14 protein-coding genes are annotated in these 23955 nt (G+C 66.7%); 5 read left to right on the forward strand and 9 right to left on the reverse strand.

What is annotated here, in order from left to right; genetic code table 11:
- Positions 1-301 precede the first annotated feature (301 nt).
- Both J7J50_RS09310 and J7J50_RS09315 read right to left on the reverse strand, forming a co-directional pair.
- A complete protein-coding gene (locus J7J50_RS09310; protein WP_215057324.1) occupies positions 302-3877 on the reverse strand; it encodes a M1 family aminopeptidase in 3576 nt (1191 codons plus the stop codon).
- A gap of 14 nt (positions 3878-3891) precedes the next feature.
- A complete protein-coding gene (locus tag J7J50_RS09315; RefSeq protein ID WP_215057325.1) occupies positions 3892-4788 on the reverse strand; it encodes an ABC transporter ATP-binding protein in 897 nt (298 codons plus the stop codon).
- Between the two features lie 308 nt (positions 4789-5096).
- Here J7J50_RS09315 and J7J50_RS09320 point away from each other — a divergent pair, with 308 nt between their 5' ends.
- Positions 5097-6287, forward strand: a complete 1191-nt coding sequence (locus J7J50_RS09320; protein ID WP_215057328.1) for a low temperature requirement protein A — start codon at positions 5097-5099, stop codon at positions 6285-6287.
- A gap of 24 nt (positions 6288-6311) precedes the next feature.
- Here J7J50_RS09320 and J7J50_RS09325 read toward each other — a convergent pair whose 3' ends face one another.
- Both J7J50_RS09325 and J7J50_RS09330 read right to left on the reverse strand, forming a co-directional pair.
- Entirely contained in the window at positions 6312-6686 is a 375-nt protein-coding gene (locus J7J50_RS09325; RefSeq protein ID WP_215057330.1) for a hypothetical protein, read from the reverse strand.
- 195 nt (positions 6687-6881) lie between these two features.
- Positions 6882-8255, reverse strand: coding sequence for an MBL fold metallo-hydrolase (locus J7J50_RS09330; protein ID WP_215057331.1), 1374 nt, complete (start codon positions 8253-8255; stop codon positions 6882-6884).
- Between the two features lie 320 nt (positions 8256-8575).
- Here J7J50_RS09330 and J7J50_RS09335 point away from each other — a divergent pair, with 320 nt between their 5' ends.
- Together J7J50_RS09335 and J7J50_RS09340 are read left to right on the forward strand one after the other, a co-directional pair.
- Positions 8576-10663, forward strand: a complete 2088-nt coding sequence (locus J7J50_RS09335) for a M13-type metalloendopeptidase (protein WP_215057433.1) — start codon at positions 8576-8578, stop codon at positions 10661-10663.
- 415 nt (positions 10664-11078) lie between these two features.
- Positions 11079-13193, forward strand: coding sequence for a M13-type metalloendopeptidase (locus tag J7J50_RS09340; protein ID WP_343222468.1), 2115 nt, complete (start codon positions 11079-11081; stop codon positions 13191-13193).
- Between the two features lie 262 nt (positions 13194-13455).
- Here the strand turns inward: J7J50_RS09340 and J7J50_RS09345 are convergent, their stop codons facing one another.
- A complete protein-coding gene (locus tag J7J50_RS09345; protein WP_215057334.1) occupies positions 13456-14226 on the reverse strand; it encodes a hypothetical protein in 771 nt (256 codons plus the stop codon).
- Between the two features lie 224 nt (positions 14227-14450).
- Here J7J50_RS09345 and J7J50_RS09350 point away from each other — a divergent pair, with 224 nt between their 5' ends.
- Positions 14451-14687 carry a hypothetical protein gene (locus J7J50_RS09350; RefSeq protein ID WP_215057335.1) on the forward strand — a complete coding sequence of 79 codons (237 nt, stop codon included), beginning with the start codon at positions 14451-14453 and terminating at the stop codon, positions 14685-14687.
- On the opposite strand, the gene J7J50_RS09355 is transcribed toward J7J50_RS09350, so the two are convergent.
- Together J7J50_RS09355 and J7J50_RS09360 are read right to left on the reverse strand one after the other, a co-directional pair.
- Entirely contained in the window at positions 14684-15064 is a 381-nt protein-coding gene (locus J7J50_RS09355) for a hypothetical protein (protein ID WP_215057337.1), read from the reverse strand. The two genes, J7J50_RS09350 and J7J50_RS09355, sit on opposite strands and share 4 nt — an antisense overlap.
- Positions 15065-16286: 1222 nt before the next feature.
- Positions 16287-16913 (reverse strand): FMN-binding negative transcriptional regulator, encoded by a 627-nt coding sequence (locus J7J50_RS09360; RefSeq protein WP_215057339.1) that lies wholly within the window; start codon positions 16911-16913, stop codon positions 16287-16289.
- Positions 16914-17202: 289 nt separating this feature from the next.
- Between J7J50_RS09360 and J7J50_RS09365 the strand changes: the two genes are divergently transcribed.
- The gene (locus tag J7J50_RS09365) at positions 17203-19218 is read left to right on the forward strand and encodes a M13 family metallopeptidase (RefSeq protein WP_215057341.1); all 2016 of its coding nucleotides are present in this window, start codon (positions 17203-17205) and stop codon (positions 19216-19218) included.
- Positions 19219-19285: 67 nt separating this feature from the next.
- Here the strand turns inward: J7J50_RS09365 and J7J50_RS09370 are convergent, their stop codons facing one another.
- Both J7J50_RS09370 and J7J50_RS09375 read right to left on the reverse strand, forming a co-directional pair.
- Entirely contained in the window at positions 19286-22051 is a 2766-nt protein-coding gene (locus J7J50_RS09370) for a bpX6 domain-containing protein (protein ID WP_215057343.1), read from the reverse strand.
- On the reverse strand, positions 22041-23954 hold the full coding sequence (locus J7J50_RS09375) for a hypothetical protein (RefSeq protein ID WP_215057344.1): 1914 nt from the start codon (positions 23952-23954) through the stop codon (positions 22041-22043). Before J7J50_RS09375 ends, J7J50_RS09370 begins: the two co-directional genes overlap by 11 nt.
- Between the last annotated feature and the right edge of the window lies 1 nt (position 23955).

Below are 23955 nucleotides of genomic sequence, written 5' to 3' on the forward strand. Positions count from 1 at the left end.
AACGCTTCCGCCATAAAGCGGCGGGTCACTTTCTTTGTCCAAAGCCACAAAGAAAGTAACCAAAGAAAGGGCTTTAGGCTGTTTCGAGTCAAAAGCCACGAGTACGGTGCTTGCGCAGGCAGGTGCCACATTGGGCATCCTGCCCAAGGTGGCACCCGGCGCACGTCCATGTGCGCCGCCCTTCGGGTGTCCCTGGTCTCGCGAGTTACTAGCGGCGCCCAGCAACCGCAAAAGCAACGGCAACGGCAACGGCAATGGCAATGGCAGCAGCAACGGCAAACGCCAACTCAGCCCTCGCCCCTCACAACCGCTTGCGATTATCCGAAGGCACCCGATCGATCAACTTGTTGTAAGGATCGAACCCAACCTCATACGGCTCGCGATCCACCACCACCGTCACCTTCGTCTCCGCCTTCGTCACCCGCCTGCGCTGCAGCGACAACACCTGCTCATCGGCCTCCTTGCCCGAAGGCCCACGCGCGAACACGCCGACTTCGATCCAGTCGTCCACCGCGCCCGGCGTTTCCTTGCCCTTGCCGTCGGCGTAAAGCTTGCCCGCATGCAACTGCATCGTGACTTCGTACTTGCCGTCGGCGAGCTTCTTCGACGACGCCGACACCACGCGGTTGTCGTAGAAGGTGATTTTCTCGAACAAGTCGGTGATCAAGCCCTGCTGGTCGGGCCGGGCCTCGGCGCGTATGTATTCCAGCAACTCGGCCGAAGTCGTGTACGGCGGCGACTGATAACCCTTGTCCTGCAAGAACCGCTTCAGCGCGCGGTTGACCGCCGCCTCGCCCAGTTCCTCGCGCAAGCGGTAGAACACCAGCGAGCCCTTGCGGTAATGCACGTAGGGCTGGTTCTCGACCCGGTACAGCGGCAGTTCCTCGAGCCGCTCGTCGCCGCGATCGGACAGATAACGGTCCAGTTCGTACTTGAGGAAACGCCGCATCTTGGCCCGGCCGTATTCGTGCTCCATCACCATCAGCGCCGAATACTGCGACAGCGATTCCGACAGCATGCCCGCCCCCTGCACATCCGCGCCGATCACCTGATGCCCCCACCACTGGTGCGCGACCTCATGCGCGGTCACGTAGAACACGTAGTCGATCGCCTCCGGATCGCGCAGATCGGCGATGAAGCCCAGCGACTCGGAGAACGGGATGGTGTTGGCGAAGCTCTGGGCGAATCCGGCGTAGCTCGGAAACTCGATGATCCGCACCTGGCGATGCTGGTACGGGGTGAAGTTGGCCTGGTAATAGGCCAGCGACTTCTTGACCGCCACGATCATCCGCTCGACGTTGTACGCGTGCCTGGGATCGTGGTAGACCTCGATACGGACGCCGCCGGCGGCCGTGTCGCGCCGCACCTTCCAGCGCGCCGACAGATACGAATACAGCGGCAGCATCGGCTGGTCCATCGCGTAGTCGAAGCATTGCCGGCCATCGCGCATGTACTGCTTGCGCAAATAGCCCGGCGCCAGCGCGATCTGGTCCGGCGCGGTGCACACGGTGGTCTTGAAGTCGACCCAATCGGCGTCGTTGGCGATGAAATGGTTGGCGCGCGCCGCCCGGTCCTCCAGCCTGGCCGTGCGCGGCGCTTCGCCCAGGCCGCGCTTGCTGCGCTCGCCGCGGTCTTGCAACTGCCAGCCCTGGCTGTAGCCGAAGTGCGGGTAGCCGCCCGAATCGAAGAACGTGCCGTTGCCGACCACTTCGTGCCGATCGGGCTTGTTGGCGAACCCGCGCACCGACGAGGATTGCACGAACTCCAGCACGCGGCGTTCGCCGGGCTGCATCGGCCGGTCCAGGCGATAGATGCGATGGCCCAGGCGCTCATCGCCGCCGATCAGCCGGCCCCCGCCGAACTCCACGCGTTCAAGCCTGGAATCCGGGCCGAAGCCGAGGTGGAATTCGACGATCGGCGCGGCATGCGGGTTGACGATGTCGTAGCGTCCCCGCGCGCGCGCGAGCAAGGTTTCCGGATGCAGATCGACGGTATTGCGGATCGCGACGATGCGCGGCTGCGGCAGATCCCTGTACTTGCCGAACGCTTTCTCGTAGTTGGCCCGTTGGTCCATCGCCGCATCGGACGGCAGGTAGCGGTTGATCACGTTGGTGTTGTAAAAGATCCACGCGCCGCTCGCCGCCCACGCCGCCAGCGCGGCCGCCAGGGCGATGCGCGGGCCGCCGCGCAGGCGTTCGCGCGCCAGGCGCAGGCGATCGCGCCAGCCGGTGGAAACCCCGCGCACCCAGAACGCCGCCGCCAGCAGGATCAGCGCGCACAGCAGCAGGCCCCAATAGCCCTGGAACCACAACCGCGCGGCCAGGAAGTGGCCGTAGCCGTTCATGTCCGAATACGGCGCGTCGGGCGCGCGGGCGTAGTTGTAGAGACTGTGTTCGAAGCGCAGCAGGCCCATCGTCGCCTGCACGATCAACGCCAGCACGGTCAGGCCGTAGCCGATGAACCGGTTGTTGCTCAGCACTTGCAGCACCAATGCCAGCCCGCCCATCAGCACGAACGATATCGCGCCCAGCAACAGGCCGCGCGCATACAGCAGCGGCTCCAGCGCGGTATAGCCCTTGGCCAGTTGCAAGGCCATCGCCGTCACCGCGCCGACGCACTGGAACACCAGCACCACCGCGACCAGCGCCAGGAACTTGCTCAGCAGCGGCACCCAGTTCGCCACCGGCATCGCGTCGACGACTTCGGCCAGCTTGGCGCCGCGCTCCTTGAACACCAGTTCGCCGGCATAGAACATCGTCACCAGGATTAGCGTGGCGCTGAAACTCGATTGCAGCGCGGTCAGCATCAGCGAGGTGGTCGGATAGGTCTTGGTGCCGAAGGCGCTCTGCGTCATGTCCGCGCCGACCACGAAGTTGAGCATCGCGCAGGCGAGCATGATCAGGAACGGCACGCTCCTGAGCACGCCGACCGTATCGAAGCGCAACGCGTGCAGGAACTGCGCCCACGAGGTCGCCGCATCGAACGAGGGCCACACGCGCGGCGCGGCCGCGACGACGCCGGCGCGCGGCGGGCTGACGGCGGGCCGGTTCCGGCGCCGCAACCAGCCCCTGCCGGTGCCGGTGCGCTGCGGCTTGAACAGCGCGAACGCTGCCGCGATCATCGCGATGCCGACGCCGCTCCAGACCAGGCGGTTGAGCAGCAGCAAGCCGCCGAACTCCGGCAACCGGCTGTTGAGTTCCACCGACGACCAGTAGCGCACCGAGTGCGCGAAGGCGGTATCGCCGAACGGATCGAGCATCGCCGCCAGCCAGTCGTTGTCCAGGTCCGCGACCAGGGTATTGGCCAGCGCGCCCAGCACGAAGAAGCCGATCACGCCCAGGTACACGAACAGCAGGCTGCGTCCGGTGACCGCCAGCAGCGCCAGCAAGGCGCCGATGAAGACCAGGTTCGGCAGCATCATGACCAGGAAACTCCACAGGTACGGCCGCAGCGAGAACGGCCCCAACTGTTCGGGATCGACCCAGGGCATGAACGGCGCGACCAGCAGGCCCGCGATCGCGAAGGCATACACCAGCAGGCATGCGGCAAGCGCGCCGCTGAAGCGGCCGAGCAGGAAATCGCGCTTGCGCATCGGGCTGGAGAAGAACAGATCGGCGGTGCCCATCTCGAAATCGCGCAACAAGGCGCTGGCGACGAAGACCGCGATCACGAACAGGCTGGTCATGCTGAACGCGCCCAGCGACTGGGCGATGGTGACCGGCGCATTGCGGTGCACGTTGCCGATGCCGCCGCTCATTTGCACCGCATCCGAACTGCCCAGGGCGAAGGCGAGCAGGCCGAACATCAGCGCGATCAGCCACAGCAGCGGCGAGCGCAGCTGCTGGCGCAGTTCGAAGACGAAGAATTCACGAATCATGGCATTCGCTCCGCTCAGGCTACGATGCGCGCGTGTTCGCGCAGGCGCTGGAAGTACACGTCTTCCAGATCCGGCGCGACGCGTTCGAAGCCCTCCTCGGGCGCATCGGCGCTGAACACATGGATCACCGGCTGACCGCCGACCAGGCGCGTGGACAGCACGGTGAAGCGGGTCTCGTAACCGGGCAGCGCCGCCTTGCTGACCTGCTTGCGCCAGACCTGCTGCTTGAGCGCCTCGATCGCCGCGTTCGGCTCGCCGGCCAGCAGCACCTTGCCCTTGTTGACGATCGCCATCGTCGGGCACAGATCGGTGACGTCCTCGACGATGTGGGTCGACAGGATCACCGCCACGTTCTCGCCGATCTCCGCCAACAGATTGAGGAAGCGGTTGCGTTCTTCCGGATCCAGGCCGGCGGTGGGCTCATCGACGATCACCAGGCGCGGATCGCCGAGCAAGGCCTGGGCGATGCCGAAGCGCTGGCGCATGCCGCCGGAGAACGTGCCTAGCTTCTGCTTGCGCGCGGCCCACAGATTGACCTGATGCAGCAGTCCCTCGACCACCTCGCGGCGCGGCTTGCGCTGGCTCAGGCCCTTGAGCACGGCGAAGTGATTGAGCAAGTCCTCGGCGCTGACCCTGGGATAGACCCCGAAGTCCTGCGGCAGATACCCCAGTTGGCGCCGCACCAGGTCTTTTTCGCGCAGCACGTCGATCGCGCGGCCGTCGGCGCCTTCCAGCACGACGGTGCCGGCGTCGGCTTCCTGCAAGGTCGCCAGGGTGCGCATCAGCGAGGACTTGCCGGCGCCGTTGGGACCGAGCAGGCCGAACATGCCGCGCGGGACATCCAGGGAAATGCCGTCGAGCGCGCGCACGCCGTTGGCGTAGGTCTTGGTCAGGTCGCGGATGGTGAGCATGCGGAACTCCGTTGAGGGCGATGCGCGCGACGGGCCAGTGCCGCGACCGTCGCGATCCGGATCGATGCTAGCCAGGCCCTCCGCGCCGCCCCAGGGCGGTTGGTCGCGGTGACCGATGGCACGGCTTACGCAATGCAGCTTGCTTGAGTAATCCAGGCACCTTTATGCAGATCCGCGCGGCACGCTCGCCGCCGCCATCGCCGCGCGACATTGCGATCGCCCTGACGCCGCCGACACATCGCGTCCGCGTATCCTGCGGCGCATCCGCGCCCGTTTCGCGCCCTGCCATCGCCCGCCCAGGCCCGCCCATGACCCCGCCCCGCCCCACCCTGCTGCGCATCCGCGAAGGCCACGCCAAGGTCGGCTACGCCGAGCTGTTCTTCGATCTGGTGTTCGTGTTCGCGGTCACCCAGCTTTCGCACACCTTGCTCGAGCACCTCACTCCGACCGGCGCATTGCGCACCGGCTTGCTGTTCCTCGCGGTGTGGTGGCTGTGGATCTGCACCTCGTGGGTGACCAACTGGCTGGACCCGGAAAAAATCCCGGTGCGGCTGACCATCTTCGGCCTGATGCTGGGCGGCCTGATGATGTCGTCGGCGCTGCCGGACGCGTTCGCCGAGCGCGGACTGGCCTTCGCCGTGGTGTTCGCGGCCATGCAGGTCGGCCGCAGCGCGTTCATGCTGTGGGCGCTGCGCGGCGGCCGCGGCCCGGGCAATTTCCTTAATTTCATCCGCATCACCCTGTGGTTCGCGATGTCGGCGGTGCTGTGGATCGCCGGCGGACTGGCCGAATCCGAGTCGCGGGCGTGGTGGTGGCTGGGCGCGGTGGCGATCGAATACCTGGGTCCGATCGCGCTCTTCCGCGTGCCCGGCCTGGGCCGCTCGTCGTTGTCGGACTGGGACGTGGAAGGCGGCCATCTGTCCGAACGCTGCGGTTTGTTCATCATCATCGCGCTGGGCGAATCGGTGCTGATCACCGGCGCGACCTTCGCCAAGCTGGAGTGGAATCCCACCACCATCGCCGCGTTCTGCATCGCCTTCCTCGGCAGCGTGGCGATGTGGTGGATCTATTTCGACAGCGGCGCGGCGCGCGGCGAACACCGGATCACCCACGGCCAGGACACCGCCAGCCAGGCGCGCCTGGCCTACACCTATCTGCATCTGCTGATCGTCGGCGGCATCATCGTGTGCGCGGTCGCCGACGAACTGGTGCTGGTGCATCCCGATCACGCGCAAACCGCCGGCGTGGTCGCGATCATCGGCGGCCCCGCGCTGTACCTGCTGGGCTGCGCGTTGTTCAAGTGGGTGACCAACACCCGCCGCTTCCCGCCGTTCTCGCATCTTGGCGGCTTGCTGCTGCTCGCCGCGCTGGCGCTCGCCGCCGCGCCGCTGCATCTGTCGCCGCTGGTGCTGGGCGCGGTTACGACCGTGGTGCTGATGATCGTCGCCGGTTGGGAAACCGCATCGTTGCGGCGTTCCCGCTCCGAACCGAAGCATTGAGGCAGCGCGCCGCGACCGCGACGCTCAGCCGCGCCCCAATCGCCGCAAGGCGATGCCCAGGGCGATGCGGTAACTCGCCGCCAGATCGCGGTTGATCACGATCGTCGCCAGCGGCGCGGCATGCGCGCGCAGGCGTTCGTCCAGGGTGGTGGCGCTGCCGTCGTGGACTTCGATGTAGGCGCTGGGCAATGCGTCCAGCGCTTGCCGCAGCGGTTCGGGCTGGGCCAGCGCTTGCGAAGCCAGTTCGCCTGGATCGATCAACACGAACTCGGCGTTGCCCGCGCGCGCGCAGCCCAGTTGCGCGACGAACTCGCGCAGGCTCGCGCACGGCCGCACGTCCAGGCGGCGCCCGACCGCGGCCGCCAGCCGGCGCAGCCCGGCGTAGAAGTCCGCGCCCAACGGCGCCTAGTCGGAATGGGCGCCTTGTACGATCACGATGCTCACGCTTGCTGCCTGTTGATGGTCCGGGGCGCAGCTTGCGACAGGCTGGCATAAACGTGCTATTTCGCCGCGACGGCGCGGCGTAAATTCTTCGCATAGCCGGGGTGGCGGCGGCGGGTCATGGACGCGATTGGTCAGCCTCCATCGCCGCACCTAAACCTGCAAAGTCATCCCCGGCCGCGCCAGTTCCACCTTCACGCCGAAGCGCTCGCCGATCTCGCCGGCCAGCGCTTCGCGCGCCTTGTCTTCGCCGTGCACCAGCGCCAGCGGCGGATGGCCGGCGATCTGGCCGTACCACTCGATCAAGCCGTGTTGATCGGTATGCGCCGACAGTCCGCCGATGGTGTGGCGCTGCGCCAGCGCGCGCACGTCGCGGCCGTGGATGCGCACCCACTTCGCGCCGTCGACCAATCGCCGTCCGATCGTGCCTTCGGCCTGATAACCGACGAACACCACGTGCGTCTGCGGCTTGCCCAGGTTGTGCTTGAAGTGATGCAGGATGCGCCCGGCGTTGGCCATGCCGGAACCGGCGATCACGATCGCGCCGCGTTCTAGCTGGTTGATCGCCATCGAGTCCTGCGCCGATTCGGTCAGCTGCAGATTCGGCAGATGGAAGGGATTGGGTTTCTGTTTCCACACCCGCACCGCGTCTTCGTCGAACAGATCGGTGTGGCGGTCGTAGACGGCGACCACCTTGGCCGCCATCGGGCTGTCGAGAAAAATCTTCCAGCGGCCGACGTTCCATTCGTCCCAGTACTTGGCGAACCAATACAGCAGTTCCTGGCTGCGGCCGACCGCGAACGCGGGGATCAGCACGTTGCCGCCGTCGCTCCAGGCGCTTTCGAGAATGCGCCCGAGTTCGAGGATGGTCTCGGCGCGGTCCTTGTGCAGACGGTCGCCGTAGGTGGATTCCATCAGCACCAGGTCGGCGCGGTCGATCGGCGCCGGATCGCGCAGGATCGGCGTGCCCTTGGGGCCCAGGTCGCCGGAGAACACCAGCTTGCGGTCTTCGGCGTACAGCTCGACCACCGACGAGCCCAGGATGTGGCCGGCCTCGCGGAACGCGACTTCCACGCCAGGCAGGATTTCGCGGCGCGTGTCGTAGGCCAGCGGCTGCACGCGCTGCATGGTCGCTTCGACATCTTCGCGGGTGTACAGCGGAATCAGTTCGGGCTCGCCGTGCTGGCGCTTGCGGTTGCCGCGTTCGGCTTCGCTCTCGGCGATGGATGCCGAATCCAGCAGCATGATCCGCATCAGGTCGGCGGTGGCTTCCTGGGCGTGGATGGCGCCGCGGAAGCCGCGCTTGACCAGCAACGGCACGCGGCCGATGTGATCGATGTGGGCGTGGCTGATCACCAGCGCATCGAGCGCGGCGGCGTCGAAGGCGAACGGATCGAGATTGCGCCGTTCCGCCTCGGGACTGCCCTGGATCATGCCGCAATCGAGCAGCACGCGATGGCCGGCGGCCTCGACTTCGTGCAGGGAACCGGTGACCTCGCCGGCGGCGCCGTGGAAATGAACGCGCATGGGTTGTGCTCCTGATGTGGACCGGCCGCGGCGGCGGCCGCGATCCAGGCGTCGAACTTAGCATGCGTGCGAACCAGTCCGGCTCTCGATGGCACGCTTGTTGCGCAACGGCTCAGCGCACGCATCGCAGGGTGCAAATCACCCCACATGACTGACGACACCCTTCCGCGCCTGCGAACCGGTCTATCGTCGAGACATCGCGCTGGGGACCGACGACGACGGCCCGCAACGAGAGCCGCCGTTTCGTCATCTACCTCAAGTTCGCCTGGCAGGAGTACGCCATGACCCGATTCGTCACGACCCGATTCAAATCGTCCCCGTTGCTGCTGTCGCTCGCCATCGCCGCGGCCCTGAGCGCCTGCGCAAAACCCGAAACGCCGGCACCGGCGGCGAGTTCGCAAACCGCCGCGCCGCCCGCGGCGGCGCCCACGCTGAAGCTCGACGAAAGCAAACTGCTGCAGCCGGTGCGCTTCGCCGTCGGCGATCTGGACCCGTCCAAGAACGTCTGCGACAACCTCGGTCAATACGTCAACGGCAAGTGGTTCGCCGCCAATGCGATTCCGGGCGATCGCTCTTCCTGGGGCGTGTCGGATGTGTTGGCCGAACGCTCGCTGGCGGTGCAGCACCAGTTGGCCGAACAGGCCGGCCAGGACGCGCACGCCACCGGCATCGAGAAGATCGTCGGCGACCTGTGGGCCACCGGCATGGACGAGGCCAAGATCAACGCCCAGGGCATCGAGCCGCTGAAGAACGATCTGAGCGCGATCGCCGCGCTCGACACGCCGGAAAAGATCGCCGCCTATCTGCGCACCTCCGCCGCCGAGGGTCGCGGGGTGATCTTCGATTTCGGCGGCGAGGCCGACTTCAAGAATTCCTCGATGAACATCGCCTACGCCACGCAAAGCGGCCTGGGCCTGCCGGACAAGGGTTATTACTTCGATCAGGACAAGCGCGACAAACTCACCGCGTATCAGCAGCACATCGCCAAGGTGCTGGAACTGTCGGGCACGGCCGCGGCGGATGCGGCGGCGCAGGCCAAGGCGGTGATCGCGTTCGAAACCCGGCTGGCCAAGGCGTCGCTGTCGCGCGAGCAGTTGCAGGGCGACGTCGGGTTGTACTACCAGCCCATCAGCCCGGCGAAGGCCAACGAGCTGACGCCTAATTTCTCCTGGACCGAGTTCTTCAAGTCGCAGGGCGTGGAAATACCGGCGCAGTTCTCGCTGGCGATGCCGGACTTCCACAAGGAGGTCAGCAAGATGCTCGCCGACACGCCGGCCGCGGATTGGCAGGCGTATCTGCGCTATCACACCGTCGACGGCGCATCGCCGTATCTGAGCGATCCCTTCGTCGCCGAGCACTTCGAATTCCACAGCAAGGCCATGGTCGGGCAGAAAGAACAAAAAGCCCGCTGGAAACGCGTGTTGAACGCCATCAACGGCTCGGCCGGCGAGGCGATGGGCCAGTTGTACGTGAAGGTCGCCTTCCCGCAGCAGTCCAAGGCGCAGATGGACGCGCTGGTGCAGGGCCTGCGCACCGCGCTGAAGGCGCGCATCGAAAACCTGACCTGGATGAGCGCCGAGACCAAGAAAAAAGCGCTGGAGAAGTGGGCCAGCTTCACGCCCAAGATCGGTTATCCGGACAAGTGGCGCGACTGGAGCGGACTGAAGACCGGGCGCGACAGCTATTACGCCAACGCCCTGGCCGCGGAGCAGTTCAACTACCAGTGGAACCTGGGCAAGATCGGCAAGCCGGTGGACAAGACCGAATGGGGCATGTCGCCGCAGACGGTCAACGCTTACTACAACCCGCTGCAGAACGAAGTGGTGTTCCCGGCCGCGATCCTGCAGCCGCCGTTCTTCGATCCCAACGCCGACGAGGCGATGAACTACGGCGGCATCGGCGCGGTGATCGGCCATGAGATGACCCACGGCTACGACGATCAGGGCAGCCGCTTCGATCCGTCCGGCAACATGGTCAACTGGTGGACGCCCGAGGACGCGAAGGGCTTCGCCGCGCGCAGCACCAAGTTGATCGAACAGTTCAACGGCTACGAGGCCGCGCCCGGCCTGCACGTCAACGGCAAGCTGACCCTGGGCGAGAACATCGCCGACCTGGGCGGCCTGGCCACCGCTTACGACGCCATGCGCCTGGCGGTCGGCGACAAGCCCGATCCCAAGACCGACGGCCTGACCCGCGACCAGCGTTTCTTCTACAGCTTCGCCACCAGCTGGCGCGATCGCTACACGCCGGATCTGCTCAAGGTGATCGTCAATTCCAACGAACACGCGCCGGCCGATTTCCGCGCGATCGGCGCGCCGTCGAATCTGCCCGCGTTCGCGGCGGCGTTCTCGTGCAAGGCGGGGCAGCCGATGGTGCGTGCCGCCGACAAGCAGGTAGTGATCTGGTGAGCTGAGGCCACGAGCCGAGCCGTAGTGTTCCCTCTCCCGCTTGTGGGGTGAGCGGACGCGGCTTGCGAGCCACTGGCTCGCGTCCGGGAACGCTCAAACGCCCAGCGTTTGAGCCGGGGCGGGTCAGGGTGAGGGCAAGCGGCGGCGGCCCTCATCCGGCCCTTCGGGCCACCTTCTCCCGCCAGCGGGAGAAGGCAACGGCGAGCCCGAACCGCTGCATCGCGCTTATTCGATGCACAAATCGGGCAAAACTGAACATTCCCGCGCCACCCCACATGACCTTCGACACCCTTCTCACGCCCCGATCGGGACTATCGTCCGCCCGGTGTCCCGGCGCGGGCCGCGTCAATCCGGCCCGAAATCCGTGACAATCCCCGTTCGTTTCTCGCCAACGCCCTTCCGGCCGGAGCCCTTTGTGACCTTCAACAAACCGCAAGTCCTGCTGTTGTCCCTCGCCATCGCCGCCGCGGTGGCCGCCTGCGGCAAGCAGGAAACCGCCACCCCGGCCGCGGGCGGCGACGCCACCGCCGCCAAGCCGGCCGAAGCCGTCCAGTTCAAGCTCGACGAAAGCAAGCTGCCGCCGGTCAACCGCTTCCTCATGAGCGACCTGGACACCACCAAGGACGCGTGCACCGACTTCGGCGGCTACGTCAACGGCAAGTGGCTCGCCGCCAACGCCATCCCGGGCGACCGCACCTCGTGGGGCGCGTTCGAAATGCTCGACGAGCGTTCCGACGGCGTGCAGCGCCAGCTGGCCGAACAGGCCTCGGCCGACACCAAGGGCACGGGCGTGGAGAAGATCGTCGGCGACCTGTGGGCCACCGGCATGGACGAAGCCAAGATCAACGCCCAGGGCATCGAGCCGCTGAAGGCCGACCTGGGCAAGATCGACGCGATCAACAGCCCGGAAGCCATCGCCGCCTACCTGCGCGAAGTGTCCAAGACCGGCGACAACCCGCTGTTCGGCTTCGGCGCCGAAGCCGACTTCAAGGATTCGGCCAACAACATCGCCTACGCCTCGCAGGGCGGCCTGGGCCTGCCGGACGCGCCGTACTACACCGACGCCAAGTTCAAGGACAAGCTGGACGCCTACGAGCAGCACATCGCCAAGGTGCTGGAACTGGGCGGCGTCAAGGCTGAAGATGCAGCCAAGCAGGCCAAGGACGTGATCGCGTTCGAAACCCGCCTGGCCAAGGCTTCCAAGACCCGCGAGCAGCTCTCGCGCGACGTCTCGCTGTACTACAACCCGATCGCGCCGGCCAAGGCCGACGAGCTGACCCCGAACTTCTCCTGGACCAAGTATTTCGAGTCGCAGGGCGTGGCCGTGCCGAAGATGTTCTCGCTGGCGGTGCCGGGCTTCCATGAAGAAGTCAGCAAGATGATCGGCGAAACGCCGGTCGCCGCGTGGCAAGCCTACCTGCGCTTCCACACCATCGACGGCGCCTCGCCGTACCTGTCCGACGCGTTCGTGCAGGAGAACTTCAACTTCTACAACAAGACCCTGCGCGGCCAGAAGGAACTCAAGGAACGCGGCAAGCGCGTGCTCAACGTGATCGAAGGCCAGGCCGGCGAAGCGATGGGTCAGCTGTACGTCAAGGTCGCCTTCACCCCCGAGTCCAAGCAGCGCATGCAGGCGCTGGTCGAGAACCTGCGCCAGTCGCTCAAGACCCGCATCGAAAACCTCGCCTGGATGAGCGCCGACACCAAGAAGAAGGCGCTGGAGAAGTGGGCCAGCTTCACCCCGAAGATCGGTTACCCGGACAAGTGGCGCGACTTCAGCGGCCTGAGCACCGGCCGCGACAGCTACTACGCCAACGTCAAGGCCGCCAACGAGTTCAACTACAAGTGGAACCTGGGCAAGGTCGGCAAGCCGGTCGACAAGACCGAATGGGGCATGTCGCCGCAAACGGTCAACGCCTACTACAACCCGCTGCAGAACGAGATCGTGTTCCCGGCCGCGATCCTGCAGCCGCCGTTCTTCGATCCCAAGGCCGACGACGCCACCAACTACGGCGGCATCGGCGCGGTGATCGGCCATGAGATGACCCACGGTTACGACGACCAGGGCTCGCGCTTCGGGCCGACCGGCAACATGGAAGTGTGGTGGGCCCCGGCCGACGCGAAGGCGTTCTCGGGCCTGACCGCCAAGCTGATCAAGCAGTTCGACGGCTACGACGCCGGCAACGGCCAGCACGTCAACGGCACCCACACCCTCGGCGAGAACATCGCCGACCTGGGCGGCCTGGCGACGGCCTATGACGCGATGAAGAAGGCCGCGGGCGACACGCCGGACCCGAAGACCGACGGCCTGACCCGCGACCAGCGCTTCTTCCTCAACTGGGCCACCGTGTGGCGCCGCAACTTCACCCCGGAAGAGAAGAAGGTGCGCCTGCAGACCGACGAGCACGCCCTGGCCAACTTCCGCGCGATCGGCGCGCCGTCGAACCTGCCGAGCTTCGCCGCCGCGTTCTCGTGCAAGCCAGGCCAGCCGATGGTGCGCGAAGGCGACAAGCAGGTGGTGATCTGGTGATTCGTGCCTCGCCGCGCCGCGCCGCGGCCTGATCGCACGGCATGAGCAGAAAGGCCCGGGAATTCCCGGGCCTTTTTGTTCGCCGATGAGTCGTTGAGTTTAGACCGTGGCACTGGATCTTGTTCGCAAGAGCGGCTTCGTGCGTCGTCCATGCGATCCGAATGCGATCTCGGGCGCCTCATGCGTCCACTGTGGCCGGGCACATCGCGTCGATCCGGTTCCGCGCTCGCAATCCGCATCCGCGCGCTCGCCGCACCCGGTTCTATAACTCGTCGTGCGCGGTGCAATTAGGCGCCGGCACGCAGCGGGTCATCGAACGCAGCACCCGATCCGACACATCGCGCTGGGTCAGTCCGCGCCACTGCAAACTCGCGCCCTGCAAGTCGCGTTCGCTGGGCCGGATATCGTCGAGGGTGACCGGGCGCCCCAACCGCTGACGCAACTGGGACAGATAAATCCCGCCCGCCGGCTCGGGACCCGGCCGCGTGGTCATGATGGACGGATCGGCGTCTGTCGTATTCGGCGCAGGAATAATCTCGATGACATACTCATCCGCAGTGATAGGCCCCAGTTGCTCCGAGGTATGCAATAAACCCAGCGCGTGTCCGACTTCATGGATGACGGTTTGCCGCACGTGCATGTCCAGGTATTCGGCCACGGATATGTCACCGACCACACCAGCGGCGCGCGATACGGCATAGTGTTCCGAGACGGTGACCCCTATGGCGTGCGGATTGAGCAACACGCACATCGGCCTGCTTTCGATGATGGCGTAACCCATTACATTGCAGTTCTGGTGTTCTACCGGAAACAGACGGAATTCAACCGTCGCATCCTGCGGCCCGCCCGCGTGATAAGGAACGCCATTGGCTGCCCGGGCCGCATCGCGATTCCCCAGGTAATTCTCGCCGGCCCACAGCCTGATGGCCGTCAGGTAATTTTGCGCGAAATCGTAATGTATGGTCTGCCCGGCGACTCCCGGCCCTGGCGGAATAACGATATCGGCATACCGATCCCCAGTGACGTAAGACATCGAGTAAGACCCGGTTGCGGGATTTATTCTCCCGACCAGCCGCCCCCACTTGAGTGGCGCATGCCGGCCACGCAGGCCTCCATGCCCTACCACGCGCGCGTACTGCGCATTGTCGATGTGTCCCGGCTGCGCAAAGCACAGGCTGGAGGCCGAGAAGAAAAGCGCGAGGCTCCACCTCAGCCATGCCGCTGGTCTGTTTCCGCTCATCATTGCCGCTCCCATTCGTGAACCTGGTGACGCATGAAAATTCCGCCCGTCCGGGTGCGATGTCGCCCATCGCGACGCGTTGGCTGCAAAGGTTCGAACTCGAACGCGAACTTGCGCGCATTCGCTATCGTCTGATGGATGGCCCGGAGCTTGCAGGCTTGCGCTGTCGCGCGAATCCGGAAGCCAAAAACGCAGCGTTGCTCCAGGCATGCGCCGCCGCGAGCGAAACTTCGGCGGGGCAGGCGATGCATTAATTGGAGGCTTTGCAGTCCGATTCCACGCTGCATAGAAGGATGCTGAAATCCTCCGCCGACCCGTAACAGATGCCCTTGTGGTTATTGATTTGAATCGGGATCTGCGAGGCAAATGCCAACTGCAGGTCTCGCGCGAGATACGAAGAGCGCTGGGGGTCGCCGTCCAACACCATGTTCATCCACTTCACTCCACCCCACGTGAAGTAAGCGGAGGAAGCCGCGGGCTCATTTTGCGTCGTGAACGCCAGTACGTTGGAAGTACCGGGCCTGAGCCCTATTCTGGTGACATACCCTGTTCCGCAGACAACATCAGCCGCCGCAGCCGTGCCGCTGCTCAATGCCGCAAACAACAAAAACACCGAAACAAGCTTTCTCATACCAAGTCTCCTGACATCAAGGAAATACGAAATACCCAGGGGGGCGAGTGCAATCCCGGCAGCCCCACCTTCGGTCGTTCCGCGAATGCAATCCGCAATCCGCCAGGAACACCTGCTTGAATAAACGCGCCATCCGATGGCGGCCCTACTCAGACAAGTCCTAATAGCTGCTCCCGCATCCGCTGGGCTTCGCGATTCGTGCGCGACCGCACGAAACACAGCGGGATGTCCCGCCTTACGCGCATCGTCCGACAAGACTCTGGATGTCCCGGGGTTTTCGCGATGCGCTCCATCGAGCGCGCCACGACAATTCGCCCCTTTGAAGAAACGCCGCGCCGTGACGATGTGCCGAACGAAAGAAGGCCCGGGGATTCCCGGGCCTTTTTTTGTTCGCGCGAGGTGCGGGCGCCTGTTTTTTCAGGGCAGCAGGATTTCTTGTGGGAGTGCCTGCTCTTGTGGGAGGGCCTTCAGGCCCGATGTCTTTCGATCAAATCGCGGCGATCTGTGACAAGAGCATCGGGGCTGAAGCCCCTCCCACAACAGCCGCCGCGTCAACCGCAGGATTTTCGTGAGAGGGCCTGCTTTTGTGGGAGGGCCTTCAGGCCCGATGCCTTTCGATCAAGTCGCGGCGATCTGTGACAAGAGCATCGGGGCTGAAGCCCCCCAACAACAGCCGCCGCGTCAACCGCAGGATTTTTGTGGAAGGGCCTGTCTTTGTGGGAGGGCCTTCAGGCCCGATGCCTTTCGATCAAGTCGCGGCGATCTGTGACAAAAGCATCGGGGCTGAAGCCCCTCCTACAACAGCTACCGCGCCAACCACAGGATTTTTGTGGAGGGCCTGCTTTTGTGGGAGGGCCTTCAGGCCCGATGCCTTTCGATCAAATCGCGGCGATCTGTAACAAAAGCATCGGGGCTGAAGCCCCTCCTACAACAGCTGCCGCGTCAGTCGCGGGATTTTGGTGGGAGGGTCTGCTTTTGTGGGAGGGTCTTCGGGCCCGATGTCTTTCGATCAAGTCGCGGCGATCTGTGACAAGAGCATCGGGGCTGAAGCCCCTCCTACAACAGCCGCCGTGTCAGTCGCGGGATTTTTGTGGGGGCCTGCTTTTGTGGGAGGGCCTTCAGGCCCGATGCCTTTCGATCTAGTCGCGGCGATCTGTGACAAGAGCATCGGGGCTGAAGCCCCTCCTACAAGAGCGTCGCCACAACAACTACCCCCACGACATCAATCGGGCGAGCGCTCCCGCGCCCGCATCAACGCGGCGATTTCGCGGCTGGCTTCGCGCGGTTGCGCGGCCAGTTCGGCGGCTACCGCGGCGCGGTTGGCTTCGGGGTGGTTCTGGCTGAGTTTCCACTTCATCACCGTGGCATCGGCGATGAAACGGAATCCGACGATGCCGCGCAACTGGCTGACATGATCGGCACGCTCGGGTTCGAAACGCCAATCGCGGCCGACCAAGGCTTCGTGCAGATCGCTCAGGTCCGACACCACGCCGGCCAGGAACTCGGTGTCCTCGAAGGTCTGCAACTGCCCGCGCAGATGCGCCACGGCGTAGTTCCAGGTCGGCACGCGCGCCTGCTCTTCCTTGTCGGTGTACCACGACGGCGACACGTAGGCGTGCGGGCCATGGAAGATCAGCGTCGCGGGGCCCGGATGCTTCGCCTGCGGGTTGGGACGCGCCCAGTGGCCGCGGATCTCGATGCGGTCGCCGTCGCGGCGGTACAGCACCGGCAGATGCGAGAGGGTCGGAACCTCGTCGCGCACGGTGATCACGGTGGCGAAGTTGTCGCGCGCCACCAGCGCGTCCAGCGAGGCGAGATCGGCTTCGGCGAAAGCTCTGGGCAGGTACATGCGCGTTCCGGTGCGGCGTTGCGGGAGCCGTCGATACTATCGCAGCGCACGCGGCGCCGGCTTCGCACGCGCGACACGTTCCGGCATCGCGCCACCGCGCCAGGCCCCCGACGCTCGTCTCGCGCACGACGACGCACCACGCACTCGCCCGGCCCGCACCAGGAAGCTGTACGGGCACGCGGATTCCCCCCATAGCGGCCCCCGCCCCGCGCCACCCGAACCCCCAACCCGTTCACCGCCCACCCCACCCCAGTTGTTAAACTCGCGCATCCCCAGGATGGAATACGCGATGTCGAACCTACGCCCGCTTGCCTGCGCCCTCGCCCTGAGCCTGATCGCCGGTCTGGCCTCGCCCGCCGCCGATGCCGCCAAGAAGAAGGCCGCCGCCAAGCCCAAGGCTCCGGCCGCCGCCAACGCCTGCACCGATTTCTACGCCAGCGCCAACGCCGACTGGCTGCGCGCCAATCCGCTGTCGGGCGCGGGCTCGGTGTCCTCGCTGGAAACCCTGGCCGCCAACGCGCGCCGCCAGCAGCTGGAACTGCTCAACACCGCCATGACCGCGCCGCAGGGCAACGTGCAGAAGCTGCTCGGCGACTTCTGGGCCAGCGGCCTGGACGAAGCGGCGGTCGAGCGCGACGGCTCGCAGCCGATCGCGCCGCTCCTGGGCCGCATCAACGCGATCAAGAAGGCGAAGGAAATCCCCGCTTCGATCGCCGCGCTGCATCAGGTCGGCATCCCGGTGCTGTTCAACTTCGGCGCCGACATCGATCTGCAGGACCTGGAACGCCACATCGGCTACTTCAGCCAGGGCGGCCTGGGCCTGCCCGATCCGGCCTACTACACCCGCGCCGACGCCGACACGCGCCAGTTGCTGGGTCACTACAACAACTACGTGCAGAAGATCCTGACCCTGACCGGCACGCCCAAGGAAAAACTGGCGGCCGAAGCGCAGTGGGTGATCGATCTGGAAACCCGCATCGCCCGCGCCTCCAAGCCGCTGACGGACCTGCGCGATCCGCGCGCCAACTACGCGCCGGTGCAGGTCGCCACGCTGGCCAAGACCTACAAGGGCCTGCAACTGAGCGACTTCCTCAAGGCCCAGGGCGTCAGCGACGACAGCGTCTCGCTGGCCAATCCGCAATTGTTCGCCGAACTCGACAAGCTGATCGGCACGCTCAAGCCCGACCAGTGGAAGGTGTATCTGCGCTGGCGCATCGGCGATTCGATGGCGCCGTACCTGGCCAAGCCGTTCCGCGACGCCGAGTTCGATTTCCGCGGCAAGGTCCTGCGCGGCCAGCGCGAGCAGCCCGCGCGCCAGCAGGCGGTGCTCGATGCGATCACCCTCGCCGCCGGCCCGATGGTCGGCCACGAGTACGCCGCGCGCTACCTGCCCGCCGCCACCGATTCGCGCGCCGAGCAGATCGCCGGGCAAGTGCGCGAAGCGCTCGGCAAGGCCATCGACGCCGACACCCGTTTCAGCGACGGCGCCAAGGCCGAAGCACGCGCCAAGCTGGGCAAGCTCAAGATCGAAGTCGGCACGCCCAAGCGCGATCTGGACTACAGCGTGCAGCCGATGGGCCGCGGCAGCTTCGGCAGCAACATGCTGATCGCCTCCACCTGGCGCCATCGCGAGGAAATGAAGCGCATCGGCCGCGGCAACGCCGACCGCCGCTGGGACGTGCTGCCGCAGGAGCCCTCGCTGGCTTACGACATCGCCCAGAACCGCCTGATCGTGACCGCGGCGATGCTGCAGGCGCCGGTGCTGGACCTGAGCAAGCCCGAGGCCGCGCAGTACGGCGCCTACGGCTCGCTGGTCGGCGCCGAACTCACGCACGGCTTCGACAGCCGCGGCCGCTACGTTAACGCCAGGCAGGAAGTGCGCGACTGGTGGACGCCGACCGAAGTCTCGGCCTGGGACGCACTGGGCAGCCGCGTCGCCGCGCAGTACAGCGCCGAGTCGTATCCGGGACTGAGCGCGACCAAGGTCAACGGCAATCAGGTGCGCGAAGTCGCCATCGCCGATCAGGCCGGCGTCGAACTGTCCTGGGCCGCTTACCGCGCCGCTCAGCCGGCGGCGAGCAAGGACGCCAATCAGGCCTTCTTCAAGGGCTGGGCCGGCCTGTGGGCGCAGCAGCTGAGCCCGGAAGTCGCGGCCCAGCGTTCGGCCTCGGGCATCCACGCGCCGGGCGTGTGGCGCACCAACCTGCCGCTGTCGAATCTGTCCGCCTTCGGCGAGACCTTCGGCTGCAAGGCCGGCACGGCGATGACCCGCAAGGCCGATCAGCAGATCAAGGTCTTCCCCTGATCGAGCCGCGGCATCGCACACGAAAGAGCCCGGCGGATGCCGGGCTTTTTTGTTGCCGCTATCGCCGCTACAGCAAGGTCAGACAACGCAGCCTGGAAGTCTGCGTATCGATCTGCATCACCCGACCTTCGCGATCGAACAACACCAATCGGTCGGGTTGCTCGCGCACCTGCACCTGGGTCTGCGGCCAGTCGATCTCGGCCACGCAGCGCGCGCGCATCTCGGTGCCGCGGCGCACCAGGTACAAGCGCATGCGGTAGACGCCGTAGACCATCACCAGGAAGCCGTTCGCGAGCGGGATCACGCCGCATTCGGGCTCGCCGGTGCCCGGTTCCGGCGCGGCCAGATCGATGCTGCAATCGTGCGGGCCCACCGTGCAGCCAAAGCGCACGCCGCCGTCTTCGTTCGCGGCCAGCCGCAGCTTGGCGGTGATCATCTGCGGATCGAGCAGCGCCGACTGGCCGTCGTCGAGCGCGACCGGTTCGCGCGACACCAGCGAACGCCGCGGCGCGGTGCGGTAATGCCAGACCACGATCTGAGCGCGTCCGGGCACCAGGAACAATTCGTCGTGTTGCAGGAACCGCGCCTGCGCGACCGGGCCGCCGAGATCGCCGACGCTCCACAGCACGTCCAGCGATGGCCGCGTCGCGTCGATCACCGCGATGCGATCGCCGGTCACCACCGACCAGGCGATGCCGTCGAAGCGATCGGCGAAGAACTGCAGCGGCATCGCGCCCAGGTCGGCGATTTCATGGCTCACCAGATCGAGCCGGGCGATGCGCCACACCGAATCGCGCTTGGCCAACGCCAGCGCGACCTGACCGCTGTCGCCGATCACCAGCCGGAACGCCGGCACCGCGTAACGGCGCAGGCAGCGCCCGTTGCGATCGAACACCGCCGCGCCGGCTTCGCCCAGCGCGACCAGATAACGGCCTTCGCCGAGCGCGACCACGTCGCTGGGCGCGCGCAGGCCGATCTCGTCGGGCATGCGTTCGGACACCGGTTCGGCCGCCGTCCACAGCCGCCGCACCGCAGCGATCGCGGGCACCTTCCATTCCGGCAGATCGGCGCGCAGCCACGGGTCGTCGGACAGATCGCGGATGCGGTTGAGTTCGCGCACGTCGAGTTCGTTCGCGCCGAACCCGCGATCGGCCGCCAGCGCCGGCAGCACGTGGGTGGCGAGCAGGCTCAGCGCCGGATTGCGCGACTGGCAATCGGCCAGCGCACGCCCGAGCGCGGCGCGCGGCGGCGCCGGCGAGGACGGATCGGCATAGACGGCGATGCGTTCGGCGTAATGCTGCAACGTATCGGGCAACAAGGTGGCGCGCTGCACCAGCGCGCGCGCCGACAACAGCGAGCCGGCCGATTCGGCCGCGAGCAGCCAGCGCGCGGCCTGTTCGCGCGATTCCGGGTCCGGCCAGACCGCGTCCACCGCCGCCAGCCATTGGCCTTGTTCGACCAGCGCCTGGCCCCATTGCCGGCGCAGGCTCAGCGCGTGTTCGGGATGCGAGGATTCCAGCATCGCGATCGCCGCGGCGAAGGAGTTGTCGCGGCGCGCGACCAGCACCGCGCGCTCGCTGTCGCCGGCCAGCATCAGCAAACGGATGATGGTGTCGGCGGGCATGTCCCAGCCCAGCGCCAGTTCCGCGGCCTGGGCGAAACGTTCGTGACGGATCAGGTAATCCAGCGCTTCCTGGCGCGCGTTGAGCAACTCGGCGAGCACGAACACCGCTTCGTCGATCTTGCCCTGCCGGTCCAGCGCCTCGAACGCGGCCCGGTAGCGCTTGCGCAGCATCTCGCGCGCGTAGTCGCCGAAATCGAAGCTGGCGTGCGTGCCCTTGCCGCGGCTCAGGCTCAACCGGTCGCGGCGCCCCGGCAGCGAGAACGCCTGACCGAGCGAATCGTGGCCGTCGCCGTCGATCGGCAAGGCGTGGCGCAGCGCTTCGGTCAGGTCGCCTTCGTCGAAGCGCTCCATCAACCGGCGCAGGTACATGCCGTGGCGCATGCCCATCAGCTTGGAGGCCTGACTGGCCAGCGCCGCCTTGACCAGCCACTGGCGCCAGCGCTGCGGTTGCACGGCGCCGCCGCGCGCGGACACGCCGCCTTGCGAACCCTGCGCGCCGCCGCGTCCGCCCTGCCCCGCGCCGCCGCCGGCCAGCGACGGAAACCGGTTCAGCAGCCAACCGGCGATGCCGTCGCGGGTGCCGATGACGCGCTCGCGCAGGCTCGCTTTCGCCGCGCCGCCGCGTCCGGCTTCGCGCTCGCCGGCCGAATGCAGGAACGATTCGCGCTCCGCGCTCGGCGGCCCGATGCGCTTGCCCAGCACCTCGCGCAACGCCTTGCTCGCCAGCCGGTCCTGGCGCGGCGCGCGCTGGATGCGGCTGCAATCGAAGGTGTCGTGCAGCGCGTAGTCGTCGATGTCGAGAATCAGCGACGGGTCCAGCGCCTGCGCCTGAGCGAAATTCAGCGAACGCAGGCGCCCGCCGATCGCCAGATGCACATCGGCCGGCGCCAGCGCGGCCAGTTCCTGCGCCGTCAGCGGCCCGCCGTACAAACCGTGCGCGCCGATCCTGCACAACGGCGCGCCGCCGGCCTGCTCGCACTGCATCGGCCGCGGCGCGTCGAAGTACAGCACGTCGCCCTCGTCGAAGCGCCAGGCGCGGCAGCCCGGCGTCCAGGCGCGCGCGATGCGTTCGAGCCGTCGCTGCGGCGGCATCGGATCGGCCGCGAACCACAGGCCCGCGACCGTCTGCCAGCCGCGCCAGAGCGGATGACGCACGTCGCTGCGCGCGTCTGGCGGCATGTCGCCGCCGGTGGAAGTTTCAGCCGGCATGGTTCGCCCCCTCGAGCACCAGTACCCTTGGATTGCGCTCGTGCACCACGACCAAGCGCCCTTGTTGATCGATCAACGCAATCAGGTCGGTCCCAGCGGCCACGGTGACCTGAACGATGGGCGCCGACGCCTGATACAACGTGCTGCGATGCTTGGCGCCGACGCGCATCAGCGTCCTGCGGTCCGGTCGCAGCGCGATCAGATATTGCTCACCGAGATGTTCCGAACCCAGGCCGACCACTTTCCAGTCGGCCGGCAGAACCGCTTCGTACTCGCTGGCCTGCGGCGCGTCGGATCGATCGCGCAGCAGCGGCCGCACGAACACCCGCCACACGCTGGAACGTTCGCCGCCGTGTCCGCCCAGCGTGCGTTCGACGCAGAAGCCGCCCGCCCAATGGTCCCCGCAGGTTCGGGCATTCACGAATGCCGCGTTCACCGCGCCCTGGACCGCCACGCGCTCGATCAGCCGATCGCCGCCGAACCCGATCGCCTGCAATTCCAGATAGCCGTCGCTGTGGCGCAGATAAAAGACCTCGCCGGGCGAGGACTGAGCCAAGGCGTGGACGTGCTCGGCGACTGTGCAGAATTCGATCGGATAGCGCCCGATCTTTTGCGGCACGGCCAGGTCGCTGCGACGGCCGCGGTGTCCGGGACCGCGGGTCCAGGCCAGCAAGCGTCCGTCGGGAGCGAGCACGAACAAGCGCTGCGCCTGGCCTCTGCCGTCGAGCAGAACCGACGGCCACCATCGGCCCTCCGCCGGGGGCGATTCGACACGGTCGTCTTTCTGGCGCGGCGCGCGCAGCAAGACCGACATCTGCCAGAACTCCACATGCCCAGGCAGCACGACCAGTCCGGCGAAATGCCGGCCGTTCAAGGTCGCCGCGCGCAAGGTCTTGCTCTTGCTCCAGCGCGTAGTCTTGGGTACGGACAGCTTGATCTTGCGATCCGACGGGCGCGGGACCGGATACACGTTCGCCGCGCTCTCCTTCGCCCAGGCCACGGCGATATGACCGCCGTTGAAGGAGATCAACGGCGGATGTCGCAGCGACAGCATGCCGCCGGCCTGGGTCCGCGACTCCACGCTCACCGGCTGCGTGCGATCGAACTGGCCTTGAAGCAACGACGCGGACCAGTCCGGCGCCGGCAACCGCAACCGCGTCTCGCGCCGCGCCTGCCGCGAGGCGATCGTCACCGACAATTCGTCCGCGCCGGCGCGCAGCACATCGACGCGATGGCCCAGGCCGTAACCGGGCGTGTGCAGGCCGATCGACCAGCGCTCGCCCGGGCTGGGATCGGCCTGATCCAGTGCGCTCACCCATTCGCTGTGCAGGCGTTCGCGCGGCGGCAATGCGGCCGCATCGGCCTGCGCGTCGCCCGCGGCGCAGTCCGGTTCGAAGGTGCGCGATGCGAACAAGCGCCGCAACTGCTCCGGCGAATCGGCCGTGTGCAACTCGCCGGGCTTGTGCGCCACGCCCCAGGCGAAGCGCGCCTTGGCCGCCTGCGCGCGCTGCGCCAGCAGAATCCACATGGCCGCGTGCACCAGCCGCATCGCGCCCAGTTGCGACGGGCCGCAGTCGAACACCGCCACGGTCAGCGCATCGACTTCGCGCGCGACCAGTTTCGGATTGAGGAACAGATGCTCGCCGCCGGCGGCGCGGCGGTCGAACTCCTCCGGCGCCGCGTCGGCCAGCGCCCATTCGCTGAGCAGCAGGCGATCATAGTTGCCGCGGCGGCGCAGATCATCGACGCCCTCGGGCTCGGCGCGGCCGGCGTGCGCGCGCAGGCGGAACGCGCCCAGCAGCGGATGCAGGCGCAGCAGCAGGCCGCCGACGATGACCGCCAGCTCCGGGTCGAACCAATCCAGCCATGCGCGCCAGGGCGTCAAGGTTTCCGGCAGCTGCATC

Source organism: Lysobacter sp. ISL-50, assembly GCF_018612875.1.
Lineage (GTDB): Bacteria > Pseudomonadota > Gammaproteobacteria > Xanthomonadales > Xanthomonadaceae > Lysobacter.